At 69.1% G+C, this 21,911-nt stretch carries 19 protein-coding genes; 8 read left to right on the top strand and 11 right to left on the bottom strand.

Annotated elements, in window-relative coordinates; translation table 11 throughout:
- Positions 1-55 precede the first annotated feature (55 nt).
- From MRBLML1_RS12170 to MRBLML1_RS12145, 6 genes are all read left to right on the top strand, one after another.
- Positions 56-979: an ABC transporter ATP-binding protein gene (locus MRBLML1_RS12170; protein WP_364516135.1), complete on the top strand. Its 924-nt coding sequence runs from the start codon at positions 56-58 to the stop codon at positions 977-979.
- Positions 976-1,959: a hypothetical protein gene (locus MRBLML1_RS12165; RefSeq protein WP_364516134.1), complete on the top strand. Its 984-nt coding sequence runs from the start codon at positions 976-978 to the stop codon at positions 1,957-1,959. Before MRBLML1_RS12170 ends, MRBLML1_RS12165 begins: the two co-directional genes overlap by 4 nt.
- A gap of 63 nt (positions 1,960-2,022) precedes the next feature.
- On the top strand, positions 2,023-2,967 hold the full coding sequence (lipA, locus tag MRBLML1_RS12160) for a lipoyl synthase (protein ID WP_364516132.1): 945 nt from the start codon (positions 2,023-2,025) through the stop codon (positions 2,965-2,967).
- Between the two features lie 25 nt (positions 2,968-2,992).
- Positions 2,993-3,706 carry a DUF4191 domain-containing protein gene (locus MRBLML1_RS12155; RefSeq protein WP_364516130.1) on the top strand — a complete coding sequence of 238 codons (714 nt, stop codon included), beginning with the start codon at positions 2,993-2,995 and terminating at the stop codon, positions 3,704-3,706.
- Between the two features lie 107 nt (positions 3,707-3,813).
- Positions 3,814-4,404 (top strand): DUF6318 family protein, encoded by a 591-nt coding sequence (locus MRBLML1_RS12150; protein WP_364516128.1) that lies wholly within the window; start codon positions 3,814-3,816, stop codon positions 4,402-4,404.
- A 236-nt stretch (positions 4,405-4,640) separates the two neighbouring features.
- Entirely contained in the window at positions 4,641-5,153 is a 513-nt protein-coding gene (locus MRBLML1_RS12145) for a PKD domain-containing protein (protein WP_364516126.1), read from the top strand.
- Between the two features lies 1 nt (position 5,154).
- Here MRBLML1_RS12145 and MRBLML1_RS12140 read toward each other — a convergent pair whose 3' ends face one another.
- On the bottom strand, positions 5,155-5,550 hold the full coding sequence (locus MRBLML1_RS12140) for an RDD family protein (protein WP_364516124.1): 396 nt from the start codon (positions 5,548-5,550) through the stop codon (positions 5,155-5,157).
- Between the two features lie 162 nt (positions 5,551-5,712).
- On the opposite strand from MRBLML1_RS12140, the gene MRBLML1_RS12135 reads away from it, so the two are divergent.
- Together MRBLML1_RS12135 and glnA are read left to right on the top strand one after the other, a co-directional pair.
- Complete coding sequence (locus MRBLML1_RS12135; RefSeq protein WP_364516122.1) at positions 5,713-7,890, top strand: glutamine synthetase III; 2,178 nt, start codon at positions 5,713-5,715, stop codon at positions 7,888-7,890.
- A 219-nt stretch (positions 7,891-8,109) separates the two neighbouring features.
- Entirely contained in the window at positions 8,110-9,531 is a 1,422-nt protein-coding gene (gene glnA, locus MRBLML1_RS12130; RefSeq protein WP_364516120.1) for a type I glutamate--ammonia ligase, read from the top strand.
- A gap of 207 nt (positions 9,532-9,738) precedes the next feature.
- Here glnA and MRBLML1_RS12125 read toward each other — a convergent pair whose 3' ends face one another.
- The 10 genes from MRBLML1_RS12125 to MRBLML1_RS12080 form a co-directional block, all read right to left on the bottom strand.
- Positions 9,739-11,085 (bottom strand): NAD(P)/FAD-dependent oxidoreductase, encoded by a 1,347-nt coding sequence (locus tag MRBLML1_RS12125; RefSeq protein WP_364516118.1) that lies wholly within the window; start codon positions 11,083-11,085, stop codon positions 9,739-9,741.
- A 193-nt stretch (positions 11,086-11,278) separates the two neighbouring features.
- Complete coding sequence (locus MRBLML1_RS12120) at positions 11,279-11,845, bottom strand: DUF1345 domain-containing protein (RefSeq protein ID WP_364516116.1); 567 nt, start codon at positions 11,843-11,845, stop codon at positions 11,279-11,281.
- Between the two features lie 129 nt (positions 11,846-11,974).
- On the bottom strand, positions 11,975-13,468 hold the full coding sequence (locus MRBLML1_RS12115) for an amino acid permease (RefSeq protein ID WP_364516114.1): 1,494 nt from the start codon (positions 13,466-13,468) through the stop codon (positions 11,975-11,977).
- A 104-nt stretch (positions 13,469-13,572) separates the two neighbouring features.
- Complete coding sequence (locus tag MRBLML1_RS12110) at positions 13,573-14,745, bottom strand: aspartate aminotransferase family protein (RefSeq protein ID WP_364516112.1); 1,173 nt, start codon at positions 14,743-14,745, stop codon at positions 13,573-13,575.
- Positions 14,746-14,846: 101 nt separating this feature from the next.
- A complete protein-coding gene (locus MRBLML1_RS12105) occupies positions 14,847-15,962 on the bottom strand; it encodes a Zn-dependent alcohol dehydrogenase (RefSeq protein WP_364516110.1) in 1,116 nt (371 codons plus the stop codon).
- A gap of 30 nt (positions 15,963-15,992) precedes the next feature.
- Positions 15,993-17,354, bottom strand: coding sequence for an NAD-dependent succinate-semialdehyde dehydrogenase (locus MRBLML1_RS12100; protein WP_364516108.1), 1,362 nt, complete (start codon positions 17,352-17,354; stop codon positions 15,993-15,995).
- Complete coding sequence (locus MRBLML1_RS12095; RefSeq protein ID WP_364516106.1) at positions 17,351-18,073, bottom strand: hypothetical protein; 723 nt, start codon at positions 18,071-18,073, stop codon at positions 17,351-17,353. The genes MRBLML1_RS12100 and MRBLML1_RS12095 overlap by 4 nt, the downstream gene beginning before the upstream one ends.
- On the bottom strand, positions 18,070-19,464 hold the full coding sequence (locus MRBLML1_RS12090; protein WP_364516104.1) for a flavin monoamine oxidase family protein: 1,395 nt from the start codon (positions 19,462-19,464) through the stop codon (positions 18,070-18,072). Before MRBLML1_RS12090 ends, MRBLML1_RS12095 begins: the two co-directional genes overlap by 4 nt.
- The gene (locus tag MRBLML1_RS12085) at positions 19,448-20,383 is read right to left on the bottom strand and encodes an alpha/beta fold hydrolase (RefSeq protein WP_364516102.1); all 936 of its coding nucleotides are present in this window, start codon (positions 20,381-20,383) and stop codon (positions 19,448-19,450) included. The genes MRBLML1_RS12090 and MRBLML1_RS12085 overlap by 17 nt, the downstream gene beginning before the upstream one ends.
- On the bottom strand, positions 20,373-21,908 hold the full coding sequence (locus MRBLML1_RS12080; protein WP_364516100.1) for a flavin-containing monooxygenase: 1,536 nt from the start codon (positions 21,906-21,908) through the stop codon (positions 20,373-20,375). The genes MRBLML1_RS12085 and MRBLML1_RS12080 overlap by 11 nt, the downstream gene beginning before the upstream one ends.
- Positions 21,909-21,911: the final 3 nt, after the last annotated feature.

Genomic DNA, 21,911 nt, shown 5'->3' with positions numbered 1-21,911 from the left:
GCATACTCCGTATCCACCGGCCGACCCCCGCGGCCGCGGACACCCAGGGGTGGGGATGAGCGACCTCGTCATCGAGACCAGCGGGCTGCGCAAGGAGTTCCGCACGCTGCGGGGCGACCTGCGCGTCGCCGTGCAGGGCCTGGACCTCGCGGTCCCAGGGGGCGGCGTGCACGGCTTCCTGGGGCCGAACGGATCGGGCAAGACGACCACGATCCGGATGCTGCTCGGCCTCACCCGGCCCACGCGCGGCACGATGCAGCTCTTCGGTGAGCAGGTGCCCGACCGGCTGCCGCAGGTCATCGGACGGGTCGGCGCCGTCGTGGAGTCGCCGAAGTTCTCCCCGGGCTTCAGCGGCGTGCTCAACCTGCGGCTGCTCGCCGACGCGATCGGCGCACCGCGCAGCCGGGTGGACCAGGCGATCGCCACGGTGCAGCTCGACGGGCGGGAGAAGGACCGCTACAAGTCCTACTCCCTCGGCATGAAGCAGCGCCTCGCCATCGCCGCCACCCTGCTCAAGGACCCCGCCCTGCTGATCCTCGACGAGCCGACCAACGGCCTCGACCCGGCCGGCATCCGGGAGATCCGCGAGACCGTCCGCGGGCTCGGCGAGGCCGGGGTGACGGTGCTGCTCAGCTCGCACATCCTGGCCGAGGTCCAGCAGGTCTGCACGGCGGCCACGATCATCGGCAACGGGCGGCTGCTCGCCTCCGGCCGGGTCGAGGACCTGCTCGGCTCCAGCACGCTGCACCGGGTCGTCGTGCCCGACCCGGCACGCGCCGCGGAGGCGCTCGGACGGGCCGGGCTGACGGCAACCGTCGACGGGGACGCCGTCCGGGTGGAGGCGGACGATCCCGCCCGGATCACCCAGGTCCTCGGTGACACCGGCATCTGGCTCAGCGAGCTGACCCCGCTCCGCCCCGACCTGGAGACGGTGTTCCTCGACCTCACCCGCTCCGAGCAGCTGGGAGGCCGGCCGTGAACGCCTTCGCCCGCCTGCTCCGCGTCGAGCTGCACCGCTACCTGCGCCGCCGGGCCGTCCAGGTGCTGATGCTCGCCTGCGTCGCCGTACCCGCCGTGATCGGGCTGATCGTCGTCCTCGACAGCCGGCCGCCGTCCGGCGCCGAGGTCGCGCAGTCGAAGGAGACCGCGGAGGCCAACCGGCAGGAGGAGCTGAGCTACTGCCTCGACAACCCCGACGAGTGGGGCATCGACGGCGCCGACGTCGCGACGGCATGCGCGCAGCAGATCCCGAGCGTGGAGGAGGCCTACCAGGACTACGCCTACTACGACTCCCTGGACCTGGACCGGCAGCAGAGCGACTCCGGCGTCGCGGTCGCCTCCTTCCTGGCGATCCTGCTCCTGCTCGCCGGGACCACCTTCACCGGCCACGACTGGAACAGCGGCTCGGTCAGCAACCAGCTCCTCTTCGAGCCGCGCCGGGCCCGGGTGTGGGGTGCGAAGGCGCTCGTCGTGACGGGGGCCGCGCTGCTCGCGGCGGCGGTCGTGATGACGGCGTACTGGTCCGTGCTCGGCCTCGTCGCCAGCTCTCGAGGCACCCTCGGCGACGGCGACCTGCTCGGCGCCTTCCAGATGGGCTGGCGCTCGGCCGGGGTCGCCGCCGCGGCGTCCCTGCTCGGCTTCGTGCTCACCATGCTGTTCCGCAGCACGGTCGCCACGATCGGCATCCTGCTGGGCGCGGCCGTCGCCGGCAGCCTGCTGCTGGCGGCCATCGGCGTGAGCGAGCGGTGGAACCCCGCCGTCAACCTGCTCGCGCTGATCGACAACGGCACCACCTACTACGCCGGCGACAGCTGCTTCGACGACGGCTCCTACGACGACTCCTACGACGACTGCGAGGACGAGCTCACCTTCGCCGATGCCTCCCTCTACGTCGGCTCGTTCCTGCTGATCAGCGGCGCGGCGTCGTTCGTGTCCTTCCGCCGGCGCGACGTGCCGTAGGAGGCTACTGACGAGTCGTCCCGGGATGCCGGGGGCGCATGGCCCGCGGAGTACGCTGACGGAGTGACTGCAGCACCCGAGGGACGCAAGCTTCTCCGCCTGGAAGTGCGCAACGCGGAGACCCCGATCGAGCGCAAACCCTCGTGGATCAAGACCAAGGCGAAGATGGGCCCGGAGTACACGGCGCTGCAGAAGCTGGTGAAGTCCGAGGGCCTGCACACGGTCTGCCAGGAAGCCGGCTGCCCCAACATCTTCGAGTGCTGGGAGGACCGCGAGGCGACCTTCCTCATCGGCGGCGACCAGTGCACCCGGCGGTGCGACTTCTGCCAGATCGACACCGGCAAGCCGCAGCCGCTCGATCGCGACGAGCCGCGCCGGGTGGCCGAGTCCGTGCAGCAGATGGAGCTGAAGTACGCCACCATCACCGGCGTCGCGCGTGACGACCTGGCCGACGGCGGTGCCTGGCTGTACGCCGAGACGGTGCGCGCCATCCACGAGCTCAACCCCGGCACCGGCGTGGAGAACCTGATCCCCGACTTCAACGGGCGCCCCGAGCTGCTCGCCGAGGTCTTCGAGTCCCGCCCCGAGGTGCTCGCCCACAACGTCGAGACCGTGCCGCGGATCTTCAAGCGGATCCGGCCCGCGTTCCGCTACGACCGCTCGCTCGACGTGCTGACCCAGGCCCGGGCGTTCGGCCTGGTCACCAAGTCGAACCTCATCCTCGGCATGGGCGAGACCCGCGAGGAGGTCTCCCAGGCCCTGCGCGACCTGCACGAGGCGGGTTGCGAGCTGGTCACCATCACCCAGTACCTGCGCCCCTCGCCCCGTCACCACCCCGTGGAGCGGTGGGTGAAGCCGGAGGAGTTCGTCGAGCTCGCGGCCGAGGCGGAGGAGATCGGGTTCGCCGGCGTGCTGTCCGGACCGCTGGTCCGTTCGTCGTACCGGGCCGGTCGTCTGTATCGTCAGGCGATGGCCGCGCGGGAGTCGCGCGCCGAAGTCACCGCTTGATGGCCTGAGGAGAACGCAGCACCCCATGTCGAACACGCCCCTCGACCCGTCGACCATGAGTCGACGCCGCCAGATCCTCGAGACGTACAAGATGACCCGCGAGGTCGACCCGGCCGCGCGCTGGTGGATGCTCGGCGCCTTCCTCCTGTTCGGTGGCCTCGGCTTCGTCCTCTTCGAGTTCGTGCTGCCCGGCGACGGCACCTTCAAGCTGGTGCTCAGCATCATCGGCACCCTGCTGCTCGGCCTGCTCGGCGTGATGATCGTCTTCGGCCGCCGCGCCCAGCGCGCTGCCTTCCGTCGCCTCGACGGCCAGCTCGGTGCCGCCGCGCGGGCGCTCGGCATGCTGCGCCGTGGCTGGGTGGTCGAGGAGGTCGTCGGCTTCACCAAGCAGCAGGACATGGTCCACCGGGTCGTCGGCCCGCCAGGCATCGTCCTGGTCGCCGAGGGCAACGCCGCGCGGGTCAAGCAGCTGCTGATCAGCGAGCACAAGAAGCACGAGCGGGTCGCCGGCGAGTACCCCGTGCACGAGGTCGTCGTCGGCAAGGACGAGGGCCAGGTGCCGCTGACCAAGCTGGTCCGCCACGTGCAGAAGCTCGGCCGCCAGGTGAAGCCCGCCGAGATCACCGAGATCCGCCAGCGGCTGCGGGCCCTCGACGCCCAGCGCCCCAAGGCCCCGATCCCGCGCGGCCCCGTGCCCACCTCGATGAAGGGCCAGCGCGGCAACCTCCGCGGCCGCTGATTGTCAGGACTTTCCACAACTGGTTGTCTGCCTGTAGCCACCTCGCCCGGATCGGGTTAGCGTCCTCGTACGCCCCGGTCCGGGCGGTGTCGTTCTCGGGAGGAACCATGGGGTGGTCGCGGGCTGTTGCCGCGGTGGTCGGCGCCGGCGCGCTGGCCGCCGGAGTCGTCGGGTGCACCGGCGACGATCCCGGGGCGGGGCCCTCGCCCTCCCCCTCGGCGTCGGTCAGTACGTCGGTCTCGCCCACGCCGGAGCCGACGGCAGCGCCGGTCGCGCCGGTGCTGCCGGCCGCGGCGAGGAAGGCGACGGAGGCCGGGGCGCGGGCGTTCATCGCCTACTACTGGGCGTTGATCAACTACGCCCAGGTCACGGGGGATGTGAAGGGGCTGGAGAAGGTCTCGGGGCCGAGTTGCGATGGATGCAAAGCGGGCATCGATGGCATCGTCAAGATCTATCGTGGCGGCGGCCAAGTCTCCGGGAGTCTAGAGAGAATCTCTGTTGACGATCTAAAAAGCTTGACCTCGAAGTCGAGCAACGCGGTCGCGTTTCACGGCGTCGTCACTGCATCGCACGGCAGTCAGACAGTTACGGACGGCGACGGGGCCAAGGAGACACGCGGGCCAGGCTCCGACACCTTCGATGTCTACTTACTTTGGGTAGCTAAGTCGTGGCGACTCGACGTGATGGCTATCCGGTGACCATGCGTACGGCAGCGATCTGTTTGATGGCAGCGGTTCTTACGGGCCCCGCGGTGGCACACGCCGACGATGGCAACGGCGTTCACGGAGGCACGGGCGACAGCTCAATCTGGGCCGGCAGCGTCGAAGACGATCAAGCACGGCACCACCACGGCCAGCAGCCCACGCACCCCGAGCAGGTTGCCGGTGGTCCGCGGATTCTTCTAGGCAGTCAGGCGTGCCAAGGCGCCGAGGAGATGCGAGAGGGTGCGACCCCCACTGGCGTCGCATTCTGCGACCCTCCCGAAGGACAACCCCAGCCCGTCCTCACCCTCGGCCTCATCCGCTCCGCCTTCGCCGAGCTCCGCCTCCCGGCTGGCGCCCTCGTCATCCAGCCACCCGACGGCACCACGCTGGTCAACTTCGACACCAACTTCTACACGTCCGCCACCGCTCCCCTCACCCGCACGGTGACCCTCCTCGGCCAGCGAGTGACCCTGGAGGCGACGCCGAGCCGTTACCGCTGGGAGTTCGGTGACGGGACGGTCCGGACCACGAGCGAGCCCGGCTCGCCGTACCCGCGCCTGGACGTCACGCACAACTACTTGCGCACGGGCACGTACCGACCACGGCTCGCGACGACGTACACCGGCCGCTACCGCGTGGCCGGTGGCGGCTGGCGCCCGATCCCGGGGACGGTGACGGTCCAGGGCGCGCCGCGGCCGCTGCGGGCGATCGAGGCGCGGCCGACGCTGGTGCCCTACGAGTGAGTCACTTCACCAGCGAGCGCAGGGTGGCGAAGGTGACGGTGGAGGTCCCGGCGAAGAGGTCGTGCAGGCCGCGCCCGTCGGGGCGGAAGACGAGCGGCGGGATGACGAGGGCGACGAGGACCTGACGGCCGAGGGCCTTGACCGGGTTGAGCTTGCGCAGCTTCCCGTCCGCCGGTACGACGCACAGCCCGGTCAGCAGCTTGCCGATCGAACCCCCGGCGAGCCAGGTCAGCACACCGGACTCCACGACGAAGACGGGGAGCACCATGAGCGAGGCGACGGAGCCGGTCGTGGTGTAGTCGTCGAGCCCGTAGATCGCGATCACGGCCAGCGTGCAGATCAGCCAGTCGACGACCAGGGCGAGGATCCGGCGACCCCACGAAGCGTTCTCGATCACCCCTCAACGCTACCGGCCGGCCGGACGCCGTCCGCCCGGGCCGGCCCCGGACAACCTGTTACATGCCCGAAACAATCGAGCAACCCTGCGAAACCTGCGCCCCCTAGCGTTCGTCAGCGAGTCGCCCGTGCGACACGTCTGCCACGAACACCAGGAGTTTCCATGACTGCGAACCCGACCCGCCTGGGCGCGATCCGCGACATCGAGGCCAACGAGGCCCCGGCCGCGTTCTTCGACGTCGAGGAGAAGACCGGGGCCATCTTCGGCGAGAACGTCTTCTCCCTCGCGGTGATGCAGAAGCGCCTGCCGAAGTCGGTGTTCAAGTCCGTCGCCGCGACCATCCAGAAGGGCGAGAAGCTCGACCCCGCGGTCGCCGACATCGTCGCCTCGGCGATGAAGGACTGGGCGATGGAGAAGGGCGTGACGCACTACGCGCACGTGTTCTACCCGCTGACCGGCCTCACCGCGGAGAAGCACGACTCCTTCATGGAGCCCGTCGGTGACGGTACGGCGGTGTGGGAGTTCTCCGGCAAGACGCTGGTCCAGGGCGAGCCGGACGCCAGCTCCTTCCCCAACGGCGGGATCCGGGCGACCTTCGAGGCGCGGGGCTACACCGGTTGGGACGTCCAGTCGCCGGCGTACATCCTGGAGAACCCGAACGGCAACACCCTGTGCATCCCGACGATCTTCGTCTCGATGACCGGTGAGGCGCTCGACCACAAGACCCCGCTGCTGCGCTCGCAGAACGCCATGGCGGAGCAGGCGCAGCGGGTGCTGGCGCTGTTCGGGCACAAGGACATCGACAACGTGGTGTCCTACTGCGGTCCCGAGCAGGAGTACTTCCTGGTCGACACCTCCTTCGTGAACTCCCGCCCCGACCTGCTCAACGCCGGCCGCACGCTGTTCGGCGCGAAGCCGCCGAAGGGCCAGGAGTTCGACGACCACTACTTCGGGGCCATCCCCGAGCGGGTGCTCGGCTTCATGCACGACACCGAGCGCGCGCTGTTCAAGCTCGGCGTCCCGGCGAAGACCCGCCACAACGAGGTCGCGCCCGGCCAGTTCGAGATCGCGCCGGTCTTCGAGCGGGCCAACCTGGCCTCCGACCACCAGCAGCTGATCATGTCGACGTTCAAGTCGATCGCGAAGACCCACGGGTTCGAGTGCCTGTTCCACGAGAAGCCGTTCGCCGGCGTCAACGGCTCCGGCAAGCACGTGAACTTCTCCTTCGGCAACGGCAACCAGGGCAACTTCCTCAACCCCGGCGACAACCCGCACGACAACGCGCAGTTCCTGGTGTTCTGCGCCGCGGTCATCCGCGCCGTGCACCTGTACGGCGGCCTGCTGCGTCTGTCCATCGCGAGCGCCGGCAACGACCACCGCCTGGGCGCCAACGAGGCCCCGCCGGCGATCATCTCGATCTTCCTCGGCGACCAGCTGCAGGACGTCTTCGAGCAGATCGCCGCGGGCGGCGCGACCTCTTCGAAGCAGAAGGGCGTGCTGTCCGTGGGCGTCGACACCCTGCCCGACCTGACCAAGGACGCCGGCGACCGCAACCGCACCTCGCCGATGGCCTTCACCGGCAACCGCTTCGAGTTCCGGGCCGCTGGCTCCAACCAGACCGTCGCGGCGCCGATGGTCGTCATCAACACGATCATGGCCGAGGCGCTCGACTACCTCGCGACCGAGCTGGAGGCGGCGGTCTCCGGCGGCGCGGAGTTCAACGACGCCGTCCAGTCGGTGCTCGCGAAGGTCATGGAGCAGCACGGCGCGGTCGTCTTCAACGGCAACGGGTACGCCGAGGAGTGGCACGTCGAGGCGGAGAAGCGCGGCCTGAAGAACCTGCGCACGACCGTCGACGCGCTGCCGGAGTACCTCTCCCCCGAGGCGAAGAAGCTGTTCTCGTCGTACGGCGTGTTCAGCGAGACCGAGCTGGAGTCCCGCTTCGAGGTCGGCGTCGAGCAGTACGTGATGACGATCAACGTCGAGGCCAACCTCACCGAGGAGATCGCCAAGACCACGATCCTGCCGGCCGCGGTGCGCTACCAGACCGAGCTCGCCTCCAACGTGGCCGCGCTCAAGTCCGCTGGCGTCGAGGCCGACACCACCGACCTGCTGGCCGTCACCGAGCTCGTGAAGGCGCTGCGCACCGGGCTCGCCGGCCTGGTCGAGGCGCTCGCCGGTGCCCACGCCCACGAGGGCCTCGCCGAGGCGGCCTACCACCGCGACAGCGTGCTGCCCGCGATGCTCGCCGTGCGTGAGGCGGCCGACGCGCTGGAGGCCGTGGTGGCCGACGACCTGTGGTCGCTGCCGACCTACCAGGAGATGCTCTTCATCCGCTGACCTCAGCCGATCCGTCAGGCCGGGCCGCCCGCATCGCGAGCGCCCGGCCTGGTGGCGTTGGGGATCTTGTTACATGGGCGAAACAAACCGGTGACGGCCGGGAAACTGCCGGTTCGGTAGGTTGCTCGGCAGGAAGTACGGCGCATCGCCGCGTCGTACCCCCAGACCGTCACCGGACTGACCGATGGCTGGCTCCGGAGGCCAGCCAAGGAGGAACGAATGTTCAACAACAGCGAAGAGCTGCTCAAGTTCATCAAGGACGAGGGCGTCGAGATGGTCGACGTCCGCTTCTGCGACCTGCCCGGCGTCATGCAGCACTTCACCGTGCCGGTCTCGTCCTTCGACCAGTCCGTCTTCGACGACGGCCTGGGCTTCGACGGCTCCTCGATCCGGGGCTTCCAGGCCATCAACGAGTCCGACATGCAGCTCTACCCGGACCCGACGACGGCGTACCTCGACCCGTTCCGCAAGGCCAAGACGCTCAACGTCAACTTCTTCATCCACGACCCGATCACCGGTGAGGCGTACTCGCGCGACCCGCGCAACATCGCCAAGAAGGCGCTGGCCTACCTGTCGTCGACGGGCATCGCGGACACCGCGTTCTTCGCCCCCGAGGCCGAGTTCTACATCTTCGACAACGTCCGCTACTCCACCGGCGTCAACGAGGGCTACTACCACATCGACTCCGTCGAGGGCTGGTGGAACTCCGGCAAGGAGGGCGAGGACAACCTCGGCTACAAGACCCGTCTCAAGGGCGGCTACTTCCCCGTCGAGCCCTACGACCACTACTCCGACCTCCGCGCGGACATGGTCAAGAACCTCGAACTGTGCGGCCTCCAGGTCGAGCGCGCGCACCACGAGGTCGGCACCGCCGGCCAGGCCGAGATCAACTACCGCTTCGACACGCTGCTCAAGGCCGCGGACGACGTGATGAAGTTCAAGTACCTCATCAAGAACACCGCCTGGGAGCAGGGCAAGTCGGTCACCTTCATGCCGAAGCCGATCTTCGGCGACAACGGCTCGGGCATGCACGTGCACCAGTCGCTGTGGAAGGACGGCTCGCCGCTGTTCTACGACGAGACCGGCTACGGCGGCCTCTCGGACCTCGCCCGCTGGTACATCGGCGGCATCCTGCAGCACGCCCCCGCGCTGCTCGCCTTCACCAACCCGACGGTGAACTCCTTCCACCGCCTGGTCCCCGGCTACGAGGCCCCGATCTCGCTGGTCTACTCCTCGCGCAACCGCTCCGCCTCGGTCCGGATCCCGATCACCGGCACCAACCCGAAGGCCAAGCGCGTCGAGACCCGCTTCCCCGACCCGTCGGCGAACCCGTACCTCGCGTTCTCGGCCCTGATGCTCGCCGGCCTCGACGGCATCCAGAACAAGACCGAGCCCGCCGCCCCGATCGACAAGGACATCTACGAGCTCCCGCCGGACGAGATGGCCGAGATCGCCCAGGTGCCGACCTCGCTCGGCGCCGTGCTCGACGCGCTGGAGGAGGACCACGACTTCCTCACCGTCGGCAACGTCTTCACGCCCGACCTGATCGAGACGTGGGTGGACTTCAAGCGGACCAACGAGATCGCGCCGGTGCAGCTGCGGCCGCACCCGCACGAGTTCGAGCTCTACTACGACATCTGAGTGGAGCAAGCCTCTCACCTGTTGACTTGTGAGGTGAGAGGGTCAACCCGGGCCCACGCCTGGGCCACATCTCGTCCTGGACGAGCGCTCGACCACCTGCCTACCTCCACCAGCAGGCAGCCGGACGATGTCGGCGAACGGCCCACCACGGTTCGGCGTGCGTGGTCGACAACGGGATGCATCTGGTGCTGAGACCGTGCGACGACGTCAACGGCTGCGGACGACGCCCTTCCGCGCCCTGCGCCTGCTGCCGTTGAGCATGTCGTTGAGGCGGTCGACCGCCCACACCGTGCGCAGGCCGAGCGGCCCGACGAAAGCGAAGGGAGGGAACTTGGGTTCCTTCGCCCAGATGTCGTCGAGGTCCTCGTGCCGGGTTCCGTCGACGATCAGGTCGGCGATGAGCGATCCCACGTACGGCGCCTGCGCCAGTCCATGGCCGTTGCACGCGATCGAGTAGTAGACGTTGTCCCCGAGCTTTCCTGCGATGGAGAGCCAGGACGAGGTGATCGCGATCCAGCCGCCCCACGCGCGTTCGACGGCCACGTCGGCCAGTGATGGGAACCGGCTCCGGAACGCCGCCGCGAGCTCCTCGACCATCGCGGGGTCGGGCGCCTTGTTCGCGAGGGGGTACTTCTTGCCCCGCTCCACTCGGCGGACGCCGAACACCATGGAGTTGCGGGCGGTGAGTCGGTAGTTCTCCATGATCTGGTGCTGAGTGATCAGTCCCGACCGGCTCGTCCATCCCAACGCATCGATGCGCTCCTGGGCGATGGGCTCCGTTTCGACCTCCAGCAGCCACAGCGGCACCGACAGCCGCTTGGGCGTGATGTCCCACTCCCCCGAGTAGGAGTTGGTGGCGAGGACGACCTGCTTCGCCGTCAGGGTGCCGCCCGCCGTCGTGATGACGACCTTGCCGCCGCGCCGGGAGACGTCGGAGACCCGCGTCTTCTCGTACACCTGCGCCGAAGATGCGAGCAGCGCACGACGCACGCCCCGGCACAGCTTTCCAGGATTCAGTGCTCCGCCCACCGCCTCGCGCATGCCACCCACGAACCCGCGCGGCAGGCCGAGCTCCTCGCTCGTACCCACGGTCCCGTGACCACCGGCCCGGTGGAGGATCTTGGCGATCGTTCGCACCCGGAGCATCTGCACCGGTGACACCGCGGCAAAGGCGAGCCCATTGGCCACGTAGTCGCACTCGATGTCGTGGCGCTCCATGAGGTCCTCGACGAAGCGCGCGGAGTTCTCCGCCATGCGCACCATCCCGCGGACCTTCTTCGGGTAGAAAACGCTCAGCAGGCGCAGGTCCCCTCCAGGGACACTCGCGATCTGGCCTCCGTTGCGGGAGCTCGCGCCGTAGCCACAGAACTCGGCCTCGAGGAGCACGACGTCCTGACCCCGTTCGGCGAGCCTGAGGGCCGTGACCATGCCCCCCATGCCACCTCCGACGACCGCCACGTCGCAGCTCAGGTCGCGGTCCAGGGCCGGACGGATGTCGGTCGGCGGCTCGATCCAGCCGGTGAAGGTCGTGTACTCCACGCTTCCGATGGTCATGTCGCCTCACTCGCGCTCCGGAACTCGGCATCTCTCGACGCCTGGACGCGCCACCTACGACGAGATCGAGATTCCTGGGGGCAGGTGACGTGCCGCCCACTCTCGTCCGCACGCAGGTGAGCGACAACGACACGCGGCACCCGCCTCGAGGGCGCTCGGTGCACGGTGCACAGGCTCTCTCGCAGGCCGAGGCCTATCTCGTGACAACGCCCTGGAGCACCTGGAAGGCGACGGCCACGACGAGCGCGTTGTAGAAGAAGGCGACGACCGTGTGGAGCAGGACCAACCGCCGCATCCGCACGCTCACGATCTCGACGTCACTGGTGGCGAAGGACGTGCCCAGGGTGAAGGCGAAGTAGTGATAGCTCAGGACCGACAGCGTTGATCCATCCGGAAAGCGGAGGTCCTCGCCTGCGCCGGTGAGGTCGCGGACCAGGTACATCTGTGCGAAGCCGACCTGCAGGAGCATCCACGAAAGGATCACCCCGAGCGAGGCAGCCACGACGAGGCCGAGGTTGTCCGAGGTTCCCGAGCCGGAGCTTCCCGCGCGGAGCGCTGTGACCGCCGAGACCACACCGATCGACGCGGCCAGGACCGGAGGGACCCACGACCAGGGGGCGACGGACGGCATCGCCGCCACGTCCTCCGGATCGATCGGTCCGCCTCTCCAGACGGCAACGGCACCACCGACGAGGTAGAGCGTGCCGATGACGAGCCATACGGTCAGAGTCCAGGCGTCGACCGCGAACAGGACCGCCACGCTGGCGCGGAAGATGCAGACCTCCGCCGCGGTGGCGACCCATCGAGCTGTCTTCACGCTTCCCCGATCCTGTTGCCGGCCATCCCGTCGCGCCGGAAGACACCGTACGCGTCCGGGCGGCTGGCGACCTCAGGCGCGGTGGAGCGTCTCGGTCGCGCCGGCCTCCGACGGCCCGCCGTTGGCTCCGGACGTCGAGCCGGGTCCAGCCTCCCCGGCCGCGATGCGCCCGCGCAGGACGAGGAGCCACCAGGCGAGCGCCGCAGCGAGCAGGACCGCGAGGGGGCGCAGGTTGGGCCGGAAGTCGGGCAGGAGCACGAGCGCAGCCATGACGACCGCGAAGCTCGCGAGACCGGCGAGGTGGACGGGACGCCGCAACCGGCCGAGGTCGAAGAAGCCCGGATCCGAGCGGGGAAAGGTGCCGCGGACGTCGGCGATCAGCATGCCGGCCGTCGTGAGGATGTAGACGCCGACGTAGCCGATCGTCGCCATCCCGAGGATGTAGGCGAAGGCGGTCTCGCTGAACAGGGCGGTGACGAGGAAGAATGCCGAGATCACCGTCGCGCCCACCACCGCCGCGTTGGGCACCTTGTGCCGAACCGACACGGCGCTGAGGACGCGCGAGAACGGTGTCATCTTGTCGCGCGACATGGCGTAGAGGAGCCGGGTCGCGACCAGCATGTTTGCGAGCACGCACACGAGGATGTTGGTGAGGGCGATCGCGACCACGAGGTCCGAGAACAGCGGCGACACCTGCGAGTCCAGGATCTGCTGGATGGGCGTCGCGCTCGCACTGACCTCTTCGGGGTCGCCCGTCGCCAGCAGGAAGGTGACGTACATGAAGAACTCGATCACCGCGGCCGTTCCCAGGGCCATGAACATCGTGCGCGGGATCACCCGCCGCGCTTCGCGGGTCTCCTCGGCGATGTCCGCCGGCGCCTCTACGCCGAGGAGGCCGAACATCGCACCCAGGCTGGCGACCATCCAGGCGAACACGTAGGGCGACGTAGCGATGTCGCCATGGGAGGACAGGTAGCTGAGCGGTTGGCCGTCGCGGTTGACGAGCACGACGAGGATCAGCACGAACGCCGTGATGCCGACCGTCAGGAAGATCTCGAGGACGACGCCGACGTTGTTCACCGCGGTCGCCAGGCGAACCCCGTAGATGTTGATCAGTGCGCAGACGACGAGCACGACAGCGGTGATGCCGACCAGCTCGGGTGTGCTCGCCTCCCAGCCGAGGAGTCCCGCGAAGTACGCCGAGAAGGTGTACGCGACGCCGGTGAACCCGGAGATGAACCCGATCAGGCCCAGGTAGCCGGTGAACCAGCCGAGGCTGGGATGGACCAGGCGGCTCGTCCACTGGTACGCGTAGCCGGCGAGGGGGAGCTTCACCGCCAGGTCGGCTGCGATCACGGCCCACAGCGCGAACACGACGACGACGACGGGGACGGTCCAGACGAACGCCGGGCCGGCCGTGCTCAGCCCGAAGCCGAAGCCCGCGAAGACCGCGGTGGTCGCGCTGATGACGGCGAAGCCCACGCAGAACGAGGCGAAGGGAGTGACCACGCGGTCCAGCTGTTGCGAGTACCCGAACTGTTCGAGGTCGCAGTCTTCGGAGGTCATCGGAACCTGCCTAACTGGGCCGGCACTACGCACGGCGCCTTCATGTCGCGGAGTGGGTGTACGGCGCGCCGGCGCCGCTGGATGAGCCCGAGACTCGGAAGGGGTCAGCCGCCGCTCAGCACCTGCTCGAGCGCGGCAGCCGTGGCCTCGACGTCGGACAGCGAGTGGGCTGTGCTGAGGAAGACCTTGCCGGACGGCATGAACAGGAACCCCTGGCGGAGCATGCCTTCGAGGATCACGCCCCACTTTCCGCCGGTGCCGTGCAGTCCGGTGGCGCCGCCGGCCGGGACGTACTGGAGGAGCGAGCCCACGCGGTGGAAGCTCCCTCCGTCCGGGACGGTGGCGAGCGCACCCCCGACGAGCTTCTCGAAGGAGGCGGAGCTCTCCTCGAGCGTCTCGTAGACGGCCGGGCTCGCCAGAGCCCGCATCGTCGCCTCGACCGCTGCCAGCGCGATCGGGTTGCCGTTGAACGTTCCGGCGTGGACGACGCCGTCCGTCACCTGGTCGACGAGATCGGCTCGTCCGACGACAGCACTCTGCGTGTAGCCGCCGGCCATCGCCTTCCCGAAGACCGACAGGTCCGGGTGGACGCCGTACCGCTCGGCGGCTCCTCCGCGCGCGATCCGGAAGCCCGCGATGACCTCGTCGAAGATCAGCACGACGCCGTGCCGGTCGCAGGAGGCGCGCAAGGTCGCGAGGAACTCCGGCGTGGGCGCCTCCACCCCCGCGTTGCTCATGATGGGGTCCACGAGGACCGCCGCGATGTCGCGCTCGGCGGCCTCGCCGATGAGGCGCTCGGCGAGGAAGACGTCGTTGAACCGCCCGACGACGAGGTCGTCGAGGACGCTGGTCGACTGACCCCTGCCGCCAGGAGCAGCTTGGCGATCGGACTCCTCGCCCGACATGCCGGCGTACACGGTGTCGTGCCAGCCGTGATAGCTCTTCGCGAGCTTCAGGACACGGCGTCGTCCGGTCGCGGCTCGGGCGAGGCGGAGCGCGACCTGGACCGCCTCGGTGCCGGTGTTGCTCCACAGCAGGCGCTCGCCGTGCGGCACTGCCTCCAGGACCGCCTCAGCAGCCAGGTACTCCAGGGCGTGGCCGGTGCCCACGACCTGCATCGACTCGGCCATCCGCGAGACCGCGGAGAGCACGCGCGGGTCGCCGTGGCCCAGGACGAGGGGACCCCAGGCCATCACGTAGTCGACGTACTTGTCGCCGTCGAGGTCCCACAAGTGTGCCCCATGCGCTTTCCTGACGAAGAGCGGATGAGGGCGCATGGCGGCACGTAGGCCCGATCCCACTCCCCCGCCGACGCTGCGCCGGGCGCGCTCGAAGGCCTGACGTGAAGATTCGAGAGCCATCCGACTGACGCTGCCTCTCAGTACTTGATCACGGAGCGGATGCCGTGGCCCCGCTTCATCTCGTCGAAGCCCTCGTTGATGCCCTCCAGCCGGATCACGTCCGTCACGAGGGAGTCGAGGTCGATCCGGCCCTGCATGTAGTGATCCACCAGCAGCGGGAAGTCGGTGTCGGGCCTGCTCGACCCGTAGTTGGAACCGATGAGCGAGAGCTCCTGGTCCGACATCACGAACGGGTCGATCGAGACCTTGACGCCGTCGGCGACCTGCCCCGCCACGACGGCGGTGCCACCGCGGGCAAGGGCGCCGTACGCCGCCTCGATGGTGCGCGGGAGACCGATCGCCTCGATGGCGATCTCCACGCCGCGCCCGTCCGTCAGCTCCGCGACCCTGTCCTCGAGGCTCTCGCGGCCGCTGTTGACGACGTCCGTCGCCCCGAAGGTCCGGGCTTGCTCGAGCTTGTCGTCGGAGAGGTCGACGGCGATGATCCGGCGGGCCCCCACCAGGCGGGCACCCTGGATCGCGTTGAGTCCCACACCGCCGCAGCCGAGGACGAGGACCGTGTCGCTCGGACGCACCTCGGCGGTGTTGACGGCGGCACCGACACCGGTCGTGACCGCGCAACCGACGAGGGCTGACTGCTCGAAGGGCGCGTCCTTGCGGACGGCGATGGCTGCGGACTCCGGGACCATCGTGAGCTCTCCGAACGTACCCAGGCCCGCGAAGCTGAGCACGTCCTCTCCGGTCGCCGAGATGACGCGGGAGCGTCCGTCGAAGGACAGGTGGTTCGCCGAGTGCTGGCTGACCATGTCGCACAGGACGGGCCGCCCGCTGATGCAGTAGCGACAGCGGCGACACGAAGGGGTCCAGGACAGCACCACGTGGTCGCCCTTCTCGAGGGTCGTCACGCCCTCCCCGACGCTCTCGACGACGCCGGCTCCCTCGTGCCCGAGGATCATCGGCGCGGGTGCTTCCCACTCGCCGACCAGCACGTGGAGGTCGCTGTGGCACAGCCCGCTCGCCTCGAGCCGGACGAGCACGTCGCCCGGTGGCGGGGTCGACGGGAGCGACACCTTCTCGATGCTCAGGGGGGTGTTCGGCGCGCGGAAGACGGCAGCCTCGAATTCGATGGTCATGGAGCTTTCCTCTCGGAGGATCGGGCGTGTTCAGGCGAGCGCGTTGCGGATGAGCTTCTTGTTGGCGAACTCCTCGATGCCGAAGCGGCCCAGCTCGCGGCCGAACCCGGATCGCTTCACCCCGCCGAACGGCAGCTCCACTCCGTCGAGGCCGACCCCGTTGACGAAGACCATGCCGGCGTCGATCCGGTCGGCGACCCGCATCGCCTGCTCGGGGTCCGTCGAGAACACGTAGGAGCCGAGCCCGTACGACGTCGCGTTCGCCAGCGCGATCGCCTCGTCCTCGGTGGAGGCGCGATGGACGATCGCGACCGGCCCGAACAGCTCCTCCGCAGCCGACGGCGCTGTCGGGGAGAGACCGGTCAGCACGCCGGGCGGGAAGTACGCCCCCTCGCGTCGGCCCTCGGACACCAGCGTCGCCCCCTCCTCGATGGCGCGGGCGACCTGTGCCTCCAGTCGCTCGGCGGCTTCGAGCGACGACAGCGGAGCCAGGTCGTCGGCCTGCGCGATGACGCGCTGGGTGAACCTGGCGAGGAAGTCGTCGTACAGCTCGTCTGCCACGATGAACCGCTTGCCGGCGTTGCACGCCTGGCCGGTGTTCTCGAGCCGCGCGTCGACCGCCGCCTGGACGGTGGCGTCGAGATCGTCGGTCGACAGCACGACGAACGGGTCCGAGCCGCCCAGCTCGAGCACCACCTTCTTCAAGCTGCGGCCGGCCTGCTCGGCGACCGCGGCGCCCGCTCGCTCGGAGCCGGTGAAGGAGACTCCCTGGATCCTCGGGTCCGCGATGGCCCGGGCTGCCTGCTCGTTGGTGGCGTACACGTTGACGTAGCAGCCCTCGGGATAGCCCGCATCGACGAACAGCTGCTGCAGCGCGGCGGCGGAATCGGGGCACTGCGGCGCGTGCTTGAGCACGATGGTGTTGCCGAGAGCCAGGTTGGGAGCCGCGAACCGGGCGACCTGGTAGTAGGGATAGTTCCACGGCATGATCCCCAGCAGTGCGCCGATCGCCTGACGACGGATGATGGCCGAACCCTCGCCGGCGAGCAGGCTGATCGGCTCGTCGGCCAGGAACGAGGCGGCGTTGTCGGCGTAGTAGCGGTAGATCGCAGCGCAGAACTCCACCTCGCCGACAGCCTGGTCGAGCGGCTTGCCCATCTCGCGCTGGATGATCGCGGCGAGCTCCTCGCTGCGCGCCTCGTGGAGGTCGGCGACGTTGCGCAGCAGCTCGGCGCGGTGCGCGACCGTGCTGCTCTCCGACCAGGTGGCGAACGCCGCCGCGGCTGCGGCGAGCGCGACGTCGACCTCCTGGTCCGTGGCGGTGGCGTACTCCTTGAAGGGTTCGCCGGTGGCCGGGTCGAGCACCGCGTAGCGCTGGGACATCGTCGTCATGAGTGGGCTCCTGTCGGCCGGGTCGGCTGGGTCGGCTGGGTCGGCTGGTCTCGGGTCGATCCCTGGTGGGCGTCGAGAGCCCGGTAGGCGCGGAAGTAGACGACGCCCTGCGTGCCCCACGTCGCCAGTGCAGCGGTGTAGAAGAAAGTGCGGTCGGCGTCGTCGAAGGAGAAGGGGAAGAAGTCGTAGGTGATCGCGATGACCGAGGCGGCCATCGTGACGAGCGCGGTCCACGCTGCATGCTGTTGGAGACCGGCGTCCCACAGGCGCTTGGCGAAGTACGCCAGGAAGGCCGCGGTGAGGAGATTGATCGCCACGTAGTAGGTCGCGACGGCGAAGGCTCCGCGGTCGGCATCGAGGTCTTCGCCGTGGAATTGCCGCAGGAACAATCCGGCAACGGTCGCGAGGGCGAAGAGGCCGACGTCGACGGGCACGCTCGGCTTGTAGCGATGGGTGACCCGCATCATGCCGAGCACGAGGATCAGCGTGATCCCCACCGAGCGCGAGAACGCATCGAAGAAGTAGGCCAGGTTGTAGAAGGGGCTGTCCTCGCTACCGCTGACCAGCGACCAGACCAGGAAGTTGGTCCCCGAGGTGGCGACGACCATCCACTCGAGGCCGAGGAGATAGTTGCCGTACTGGCGGATGAACCGCCAGCCGTACCGGTAGCCGACGAAGATCATCCACAGGTCTGCGGCGAGGAAGAGGATCACCTTCATCGCGAGGCTCCTTCCGGGGTCCTGATCGGGAGGAGCTCGTTGACGCGCTCGGCGACGCGCTGTCCGGTGAGGACGGCGCCGTTCATGCAGCCGGCCCATTCCCCGGCGGTCTCGGTGCCCGCCCAGTGCACCCGACTGTGCGGCTCGGCCAGTGCCATGCCGTACGTCGTGGTAGCCCGGGGTGCGACGGCGGGGTTGGGACCACCGGGCGCGAACGGCTCGGCTCCCCACCGGTGGTCGACGTAGTCGATGGGGCTGCTCGCCTGCTCGCCGTACAGGTCGACGAGCTGCTTGATCACCTGGCTGCGCCGGGTCTCCTGGTCGAAGTCGTCGAACACCCGGGGATCACAGAACGCCATGAGGATGCCGGGACCGGTGGGCTCCGGGGAGACGTCGAACGTGATGAACACGGTGCCGGTGTCCGTCACCGCCTCGCCGGAGAGGCCGTTGGTCCTCCAGAATGGCTTGTCGTAGGCGACGAACGCCTTGCTCAGGACGCCCATGCGCCACGACCGCGCCAGTCCCGCTGCCGCCTCGGGCAGAGGTGGCTCGAACACGATGTCAGCACGGTGCGCGGGCGCGGCCGTGACGATCGCGTACGACGCGGAGATCACCTCGGTGTCCGTGTGGACGGTGACGCCTTCGTCGTCCTGCGTGACCCGCCGTACCGGTGCGCCGAGGAGCACGCTGTCGCCCAGCTGATCGGCGAGCCGCTTGGCGATCTCCTGCGTCGTCTGCAGGTAGCGCTCCTGCTGCTGGCCACCCTCGACGTCGAGCATGTGATCGACGCCTCCGGCTGCGCGGATGTAGCGCAAGGCGTGCAGCAGGGAGACGTCACCCGGGGTGCACCCCCACTGGACCTTGCTGACCACCGTCATCAGCGCGCGCGTGGCCGACAGCGCGTGCTTCTGGTCCAGCCACTCGCCGAAGGAGATGGTGTCGAGCCGGTCCGCTTCGGGTGACTCCCATGCCTGGTCCACGTCGATGGTCGCGACCAGCTTCTCCAGCGCGAGCTGGACACGTGCCATGTCCACGAGGGCCACAGGAGACACCTTGGGAATGGTGCTGGCGTAGGTGCGACGCTTGCCGGCCATCCACAGGACGTTCCGGCCTTCGGCGAACTGATCGGTCGTGGTGCATCCGACACGCTCCGCGAGCCCGCGGATGGCCGTGTGGCGCGGCGACACCCAGGTCGCCCCGAAGTCGACCTCGACGCCGGCGACCTGACCGGTGAGCGATCGACCGCCGACGCGGTCGCGTCCCTCCACGACACGCACGGACTTGCCGAGGCTGACCAGCCGGTCCGCAGCACTGAGGCCGGCGAAGCCCGCGCCGATGATGACGACGTCGACGGACGTCACCGACAAGGTCGGCTCAAGAGATCTCGACATGGGATCCTCCTTCGCTCACGCGGTCTGCGTGCTGGACGATGTACTCGGTGATGGGAGCGACCAGCGGCTCCGGGATGTGGTGGCCCATACCGGGGATGACCACGTGCTGGGCGGCAGAGATCGCCGCGGCGGTCGCCTCCCCACCGTCGGGCCCGACCAGCAGGTCTCGGTCGCCGTTGATGACGAGGGTGGGCGCGGTGATCCGCCGCACCTGGGCAGTCCGATCCCCGGAGCGCTGGATCGCCTGGATCTGCCGCGCCACGCCGGCCGCCACGTCACCCGAGCTCCGGTCCCAGCCCTGCGCGGCGACAGCGGCTTCCGCCGCGTCGTCGATGGGGTACGCCGTGCCTGCGACGTGCCGGGTCAGCCGGAGGTGGGCGCGCACGGCTGCCGTCCGGTTCCTGGCCGCGGGAGCGACCAGGATCGCCATCGTGGAGAGGGCCGGCTGGCCGACCTTCTTCGCTCCGGTCGTGGAGAAGATCGACGTCAGGGAGAGGACACGCGCGGGCTCGGTCGCGGCGATCGTCTGCGCGATCATGCCGCCCATCGAGCGCCCCACGAGGTGCACACGCTCGAGGCCCAGGTGGTCGAGGACCCCGACGGCGTCGGCCGCCATGTCCGCGAGCGAGTAGGCGTCGCTCCGGGGCCGGGCGAGAACCTGTCGCCACAGGCTCGGCGGTGGGGCGGTCGCGAAGGACGACTGCCCGACGTCGCGGTTGTCGATGACCACGACCCGGAATCCCCGCGCGACCAACGAGATGACGAACGAGTCCGGCCAGAACGTCAGGTCCTCGCCGAGGCCCGCGATCAGCAGGATCGCCGGATCTGCCGGGTTGCCGTGGTCACGGAAGCAGATGGTGGCCCCGGACCGGACGGTCGCGAACAGGTCGTCCTGAGAGAGGGAATGGCTATCGGACACGGGAGGACCGCCTCTCCGCGTCACGGACGTCGGCCGTCCGGCTGTGACCGAGCCGGAGGTGCTCGTCGGCGACCGGCCCACGCAACGCCTTGGCATCCTCGGGATAGGACATCGCCATCTGCCAGGGAGCGCTCTCGCCCTGCTTCGGCACGAAAGGCTGGCCGCGCTTGGCGTAACCGGCCTGCAGGTCCATGACCGGCTTCCGCACCATGCCGGGGACCGCTACCGGGACGGCATGGTCGTACCCGTTCGCGTCCATGTGCTTGACCAGGTCGACGAAGTAGCGACACATCAGGCTGACCTTGAGCGTCCACGAGGAGGTGGTGTAGCCGATCGCCATGGCCCAGTTCGGGATGCCGCTGAGCAGCATGCCGCGGTAGGCGACCGCGTCCGCGACGTCGATCTTCTCGCCGTCGACGACGATCGGCATCCCGTCGAACAGGCGCATGTTCAGGCCCGTGGCCGTGACGATGATGTCGGCGGGGATCTCCTCTCCCGACTCGAGCACGATCCCCCGCCTGCTGAACCGCTTGATCCGGTCCGTGACGACGGAGGCGGTGCCCGCATTGATGGCGTCGAAGAAGTCACCGTCGGGGGCCAGGCAGAGTCGCTGGTCCCACGGGTCGTACGGCGGGTTGAAGTGCTTGTCGACGTCGAAGCCCTTCGGCAACCGCTTGACGTTCTCGTGCCGGATCAACGCCCGGCCGGCCTTCGGGAAGGTGCGGAGGCCCTTGACCACGGCACGGTCGATCCAGATGTTCTTGAACCTCGTCGCGGCGTAGCCGCGCTCTTCCCCCAGCAGCCTGGTGAGGGCGAGTGCGATCTTGTCGGTGCGCGGCAGCGCCATGACATAGGTCGGGGTGCGCTGCAGCATCGTGACGTGGGCGGCGGCACCCGGTCCCTTGGCCATCGACGGGACGAGCGTGATGGCGGTCGCTCCGCTGCCGATCACCACGACCCTCTTGCCGCCGTGGTCGAGCGACTCCGGCCAGTGCTGCGGGTGGACCACGAGACCCTCGAAGTCGTCGCGGCCAGGGAACTCCGGGGAGTACCCCTCGTCGTACCGGTAGTAGCCGGTGGCGGCGAAGACCCATCCGGCGCGGACGGTCTTGGTGGTGACCTTCCCCGTCTCGTCCGCGGCCTCGACGGTGAGGGCCCAGCGGGCGTCGACCGAAGACCACTCGGCGCTCACCACGCGGTGGCGCAGGCGGATCAGCGTGGTCAGCTGGTGCTCGTCGACCGTCTCGTGGAGGTACTCCAGGATGAGCGGCGCGTCCGCGATCGCGGCTTCGTGCCGCCACGGCTTGAACTCGTAGCCGAAGGTGTGCAGGTCGGAGTCCGAGCGGATGCCGGGGTACCGGAAGAGGTCCCAGGTCCCGCCGATGTCGTCACGGCCCTCCAGCACGACCAGCGACTTGCCGGGGAGGTCTCGCCGGAAGGACGCCGCAGCACCGATGCCCGAGATCCCCGCTCCGATGATGACGACGTCGAACTCCTCGACGGCCTCCAGCACTCCCGTTGTCATGAT

The sequence above is a fragment of the Nocardioides sp. LML1-1-1.1 genome, assembly GCF_040676175.1.
GTDB lineage: Bacteria > Actinomycetota > Actinomycetes > Propionibacteriales > Nocardioidaceae > Nocardioides.
Note: the sequence above shows the minus strand (reverse complement) of the source record. Positions and strands in the feature narration are given on the sequence as shown.

Bases quoted from the DNA above. Each gene is read 5' to 3' on its own strand.
- MRBLML1_RS12115 (WP_364516114.1), bottom strand. From the start codon at position 13,468: ATGACCTCCGAAGACTGCGACCTCGAACAGTTCGGGTACTCGCAACAG.
- MRBLML1_RS12080 (WP_364516100.1), bottom strand. From the start codon at position 21,908: ATGACAACGGGAGTGCTGGAGGCCGTCGAGGAGTTCGACGTCGTCATC.
- MRBLML1_RS12135 (WP_364516122.1), top strand. From the start codon at position 5,713: ATGACTGCGAACCCGACCCGCCTGGGCGCGATCCGCGACATCGAGGCC.
- MRBLML1_RS12100 (WP_364516108.1), bottom strand. From the start codon at position 17,354: ATGACGACGATGTCCCAGCGCTACGCGGTGCTCGACCCGGCCACCGGC.
- MRBLML1_RS12095 (WP_364516106.1), bottom strand. From the start codon at position 18,073: ATGAAGGTGATCCTCTTCCTCGCCGCAGACCTGTGGATGATCTTCGTC.
- glnA (WP_364516120.1), top strand. From the start codon at position 8,110: ATGTTCAACAACAGCGAAGAGCTGCTCAAGTTCATCAAGGACGAGGGC.
- MRBLML1_RS12105 (WP_364516110.1), bottom strand. From the start codon at position 15,962: ATGACCATCGAATTCGAGGCTGCCGTCTTCCGCGCGCCGAACACCCCC.
- MRBLML1_RS12125 (WP_364516118.1), bottom strand. From the start codon at position 11,085: ATGACCATCGGAAGCGTGGAGTACACGACCTTCACCGGCTGGATCGAG.
- MRBLML1_RS12170 (WP_364516135.1), top strand. From the start codon at position 56: ATGAGCGACCTCGTCATCGAGACCAGCGGGCTGCGCAAGGAGTTCCGC.
- MRBLML1_RS12145 (WP_364516126.1), top strand. From the start codon at position 4,641: ATGCGAGAGGGTGCGACCCCCACTGGCGTCGCATTCTGCGACCCTCCC.
- MRBLML1_RS12150 (WP_364516128.1), top strand. From the start codon at position 3,814: ATGGGGTGGTCGCGGGCTGTTGCCGCGGTGGTCGGCGCCGGCGCGCTG.
- MRBLML1_RS12155 (WP_364516130.1), top strand. From the start codon at position 2,993: ATGTCGAACACGCCCCTCGACCCGTCGACCATGAGTCGACGCCGCCAG.
- MRBLML1_RS12110 (WP_364516112.1), bottom strand. From the start codon at position 14,745: ATGCGCCCTCATCCGCTCTTCGTCAGGAAAGCGCATGGGGCACACTTG.
- MRBLML1_RS12090 (WP_364516104.1), bottom strand. From the start codon at position 19,464: ATGTCGAGATCTCTTGAGCCGACCTTGTCGGTGACGTCCGTCGACGTC.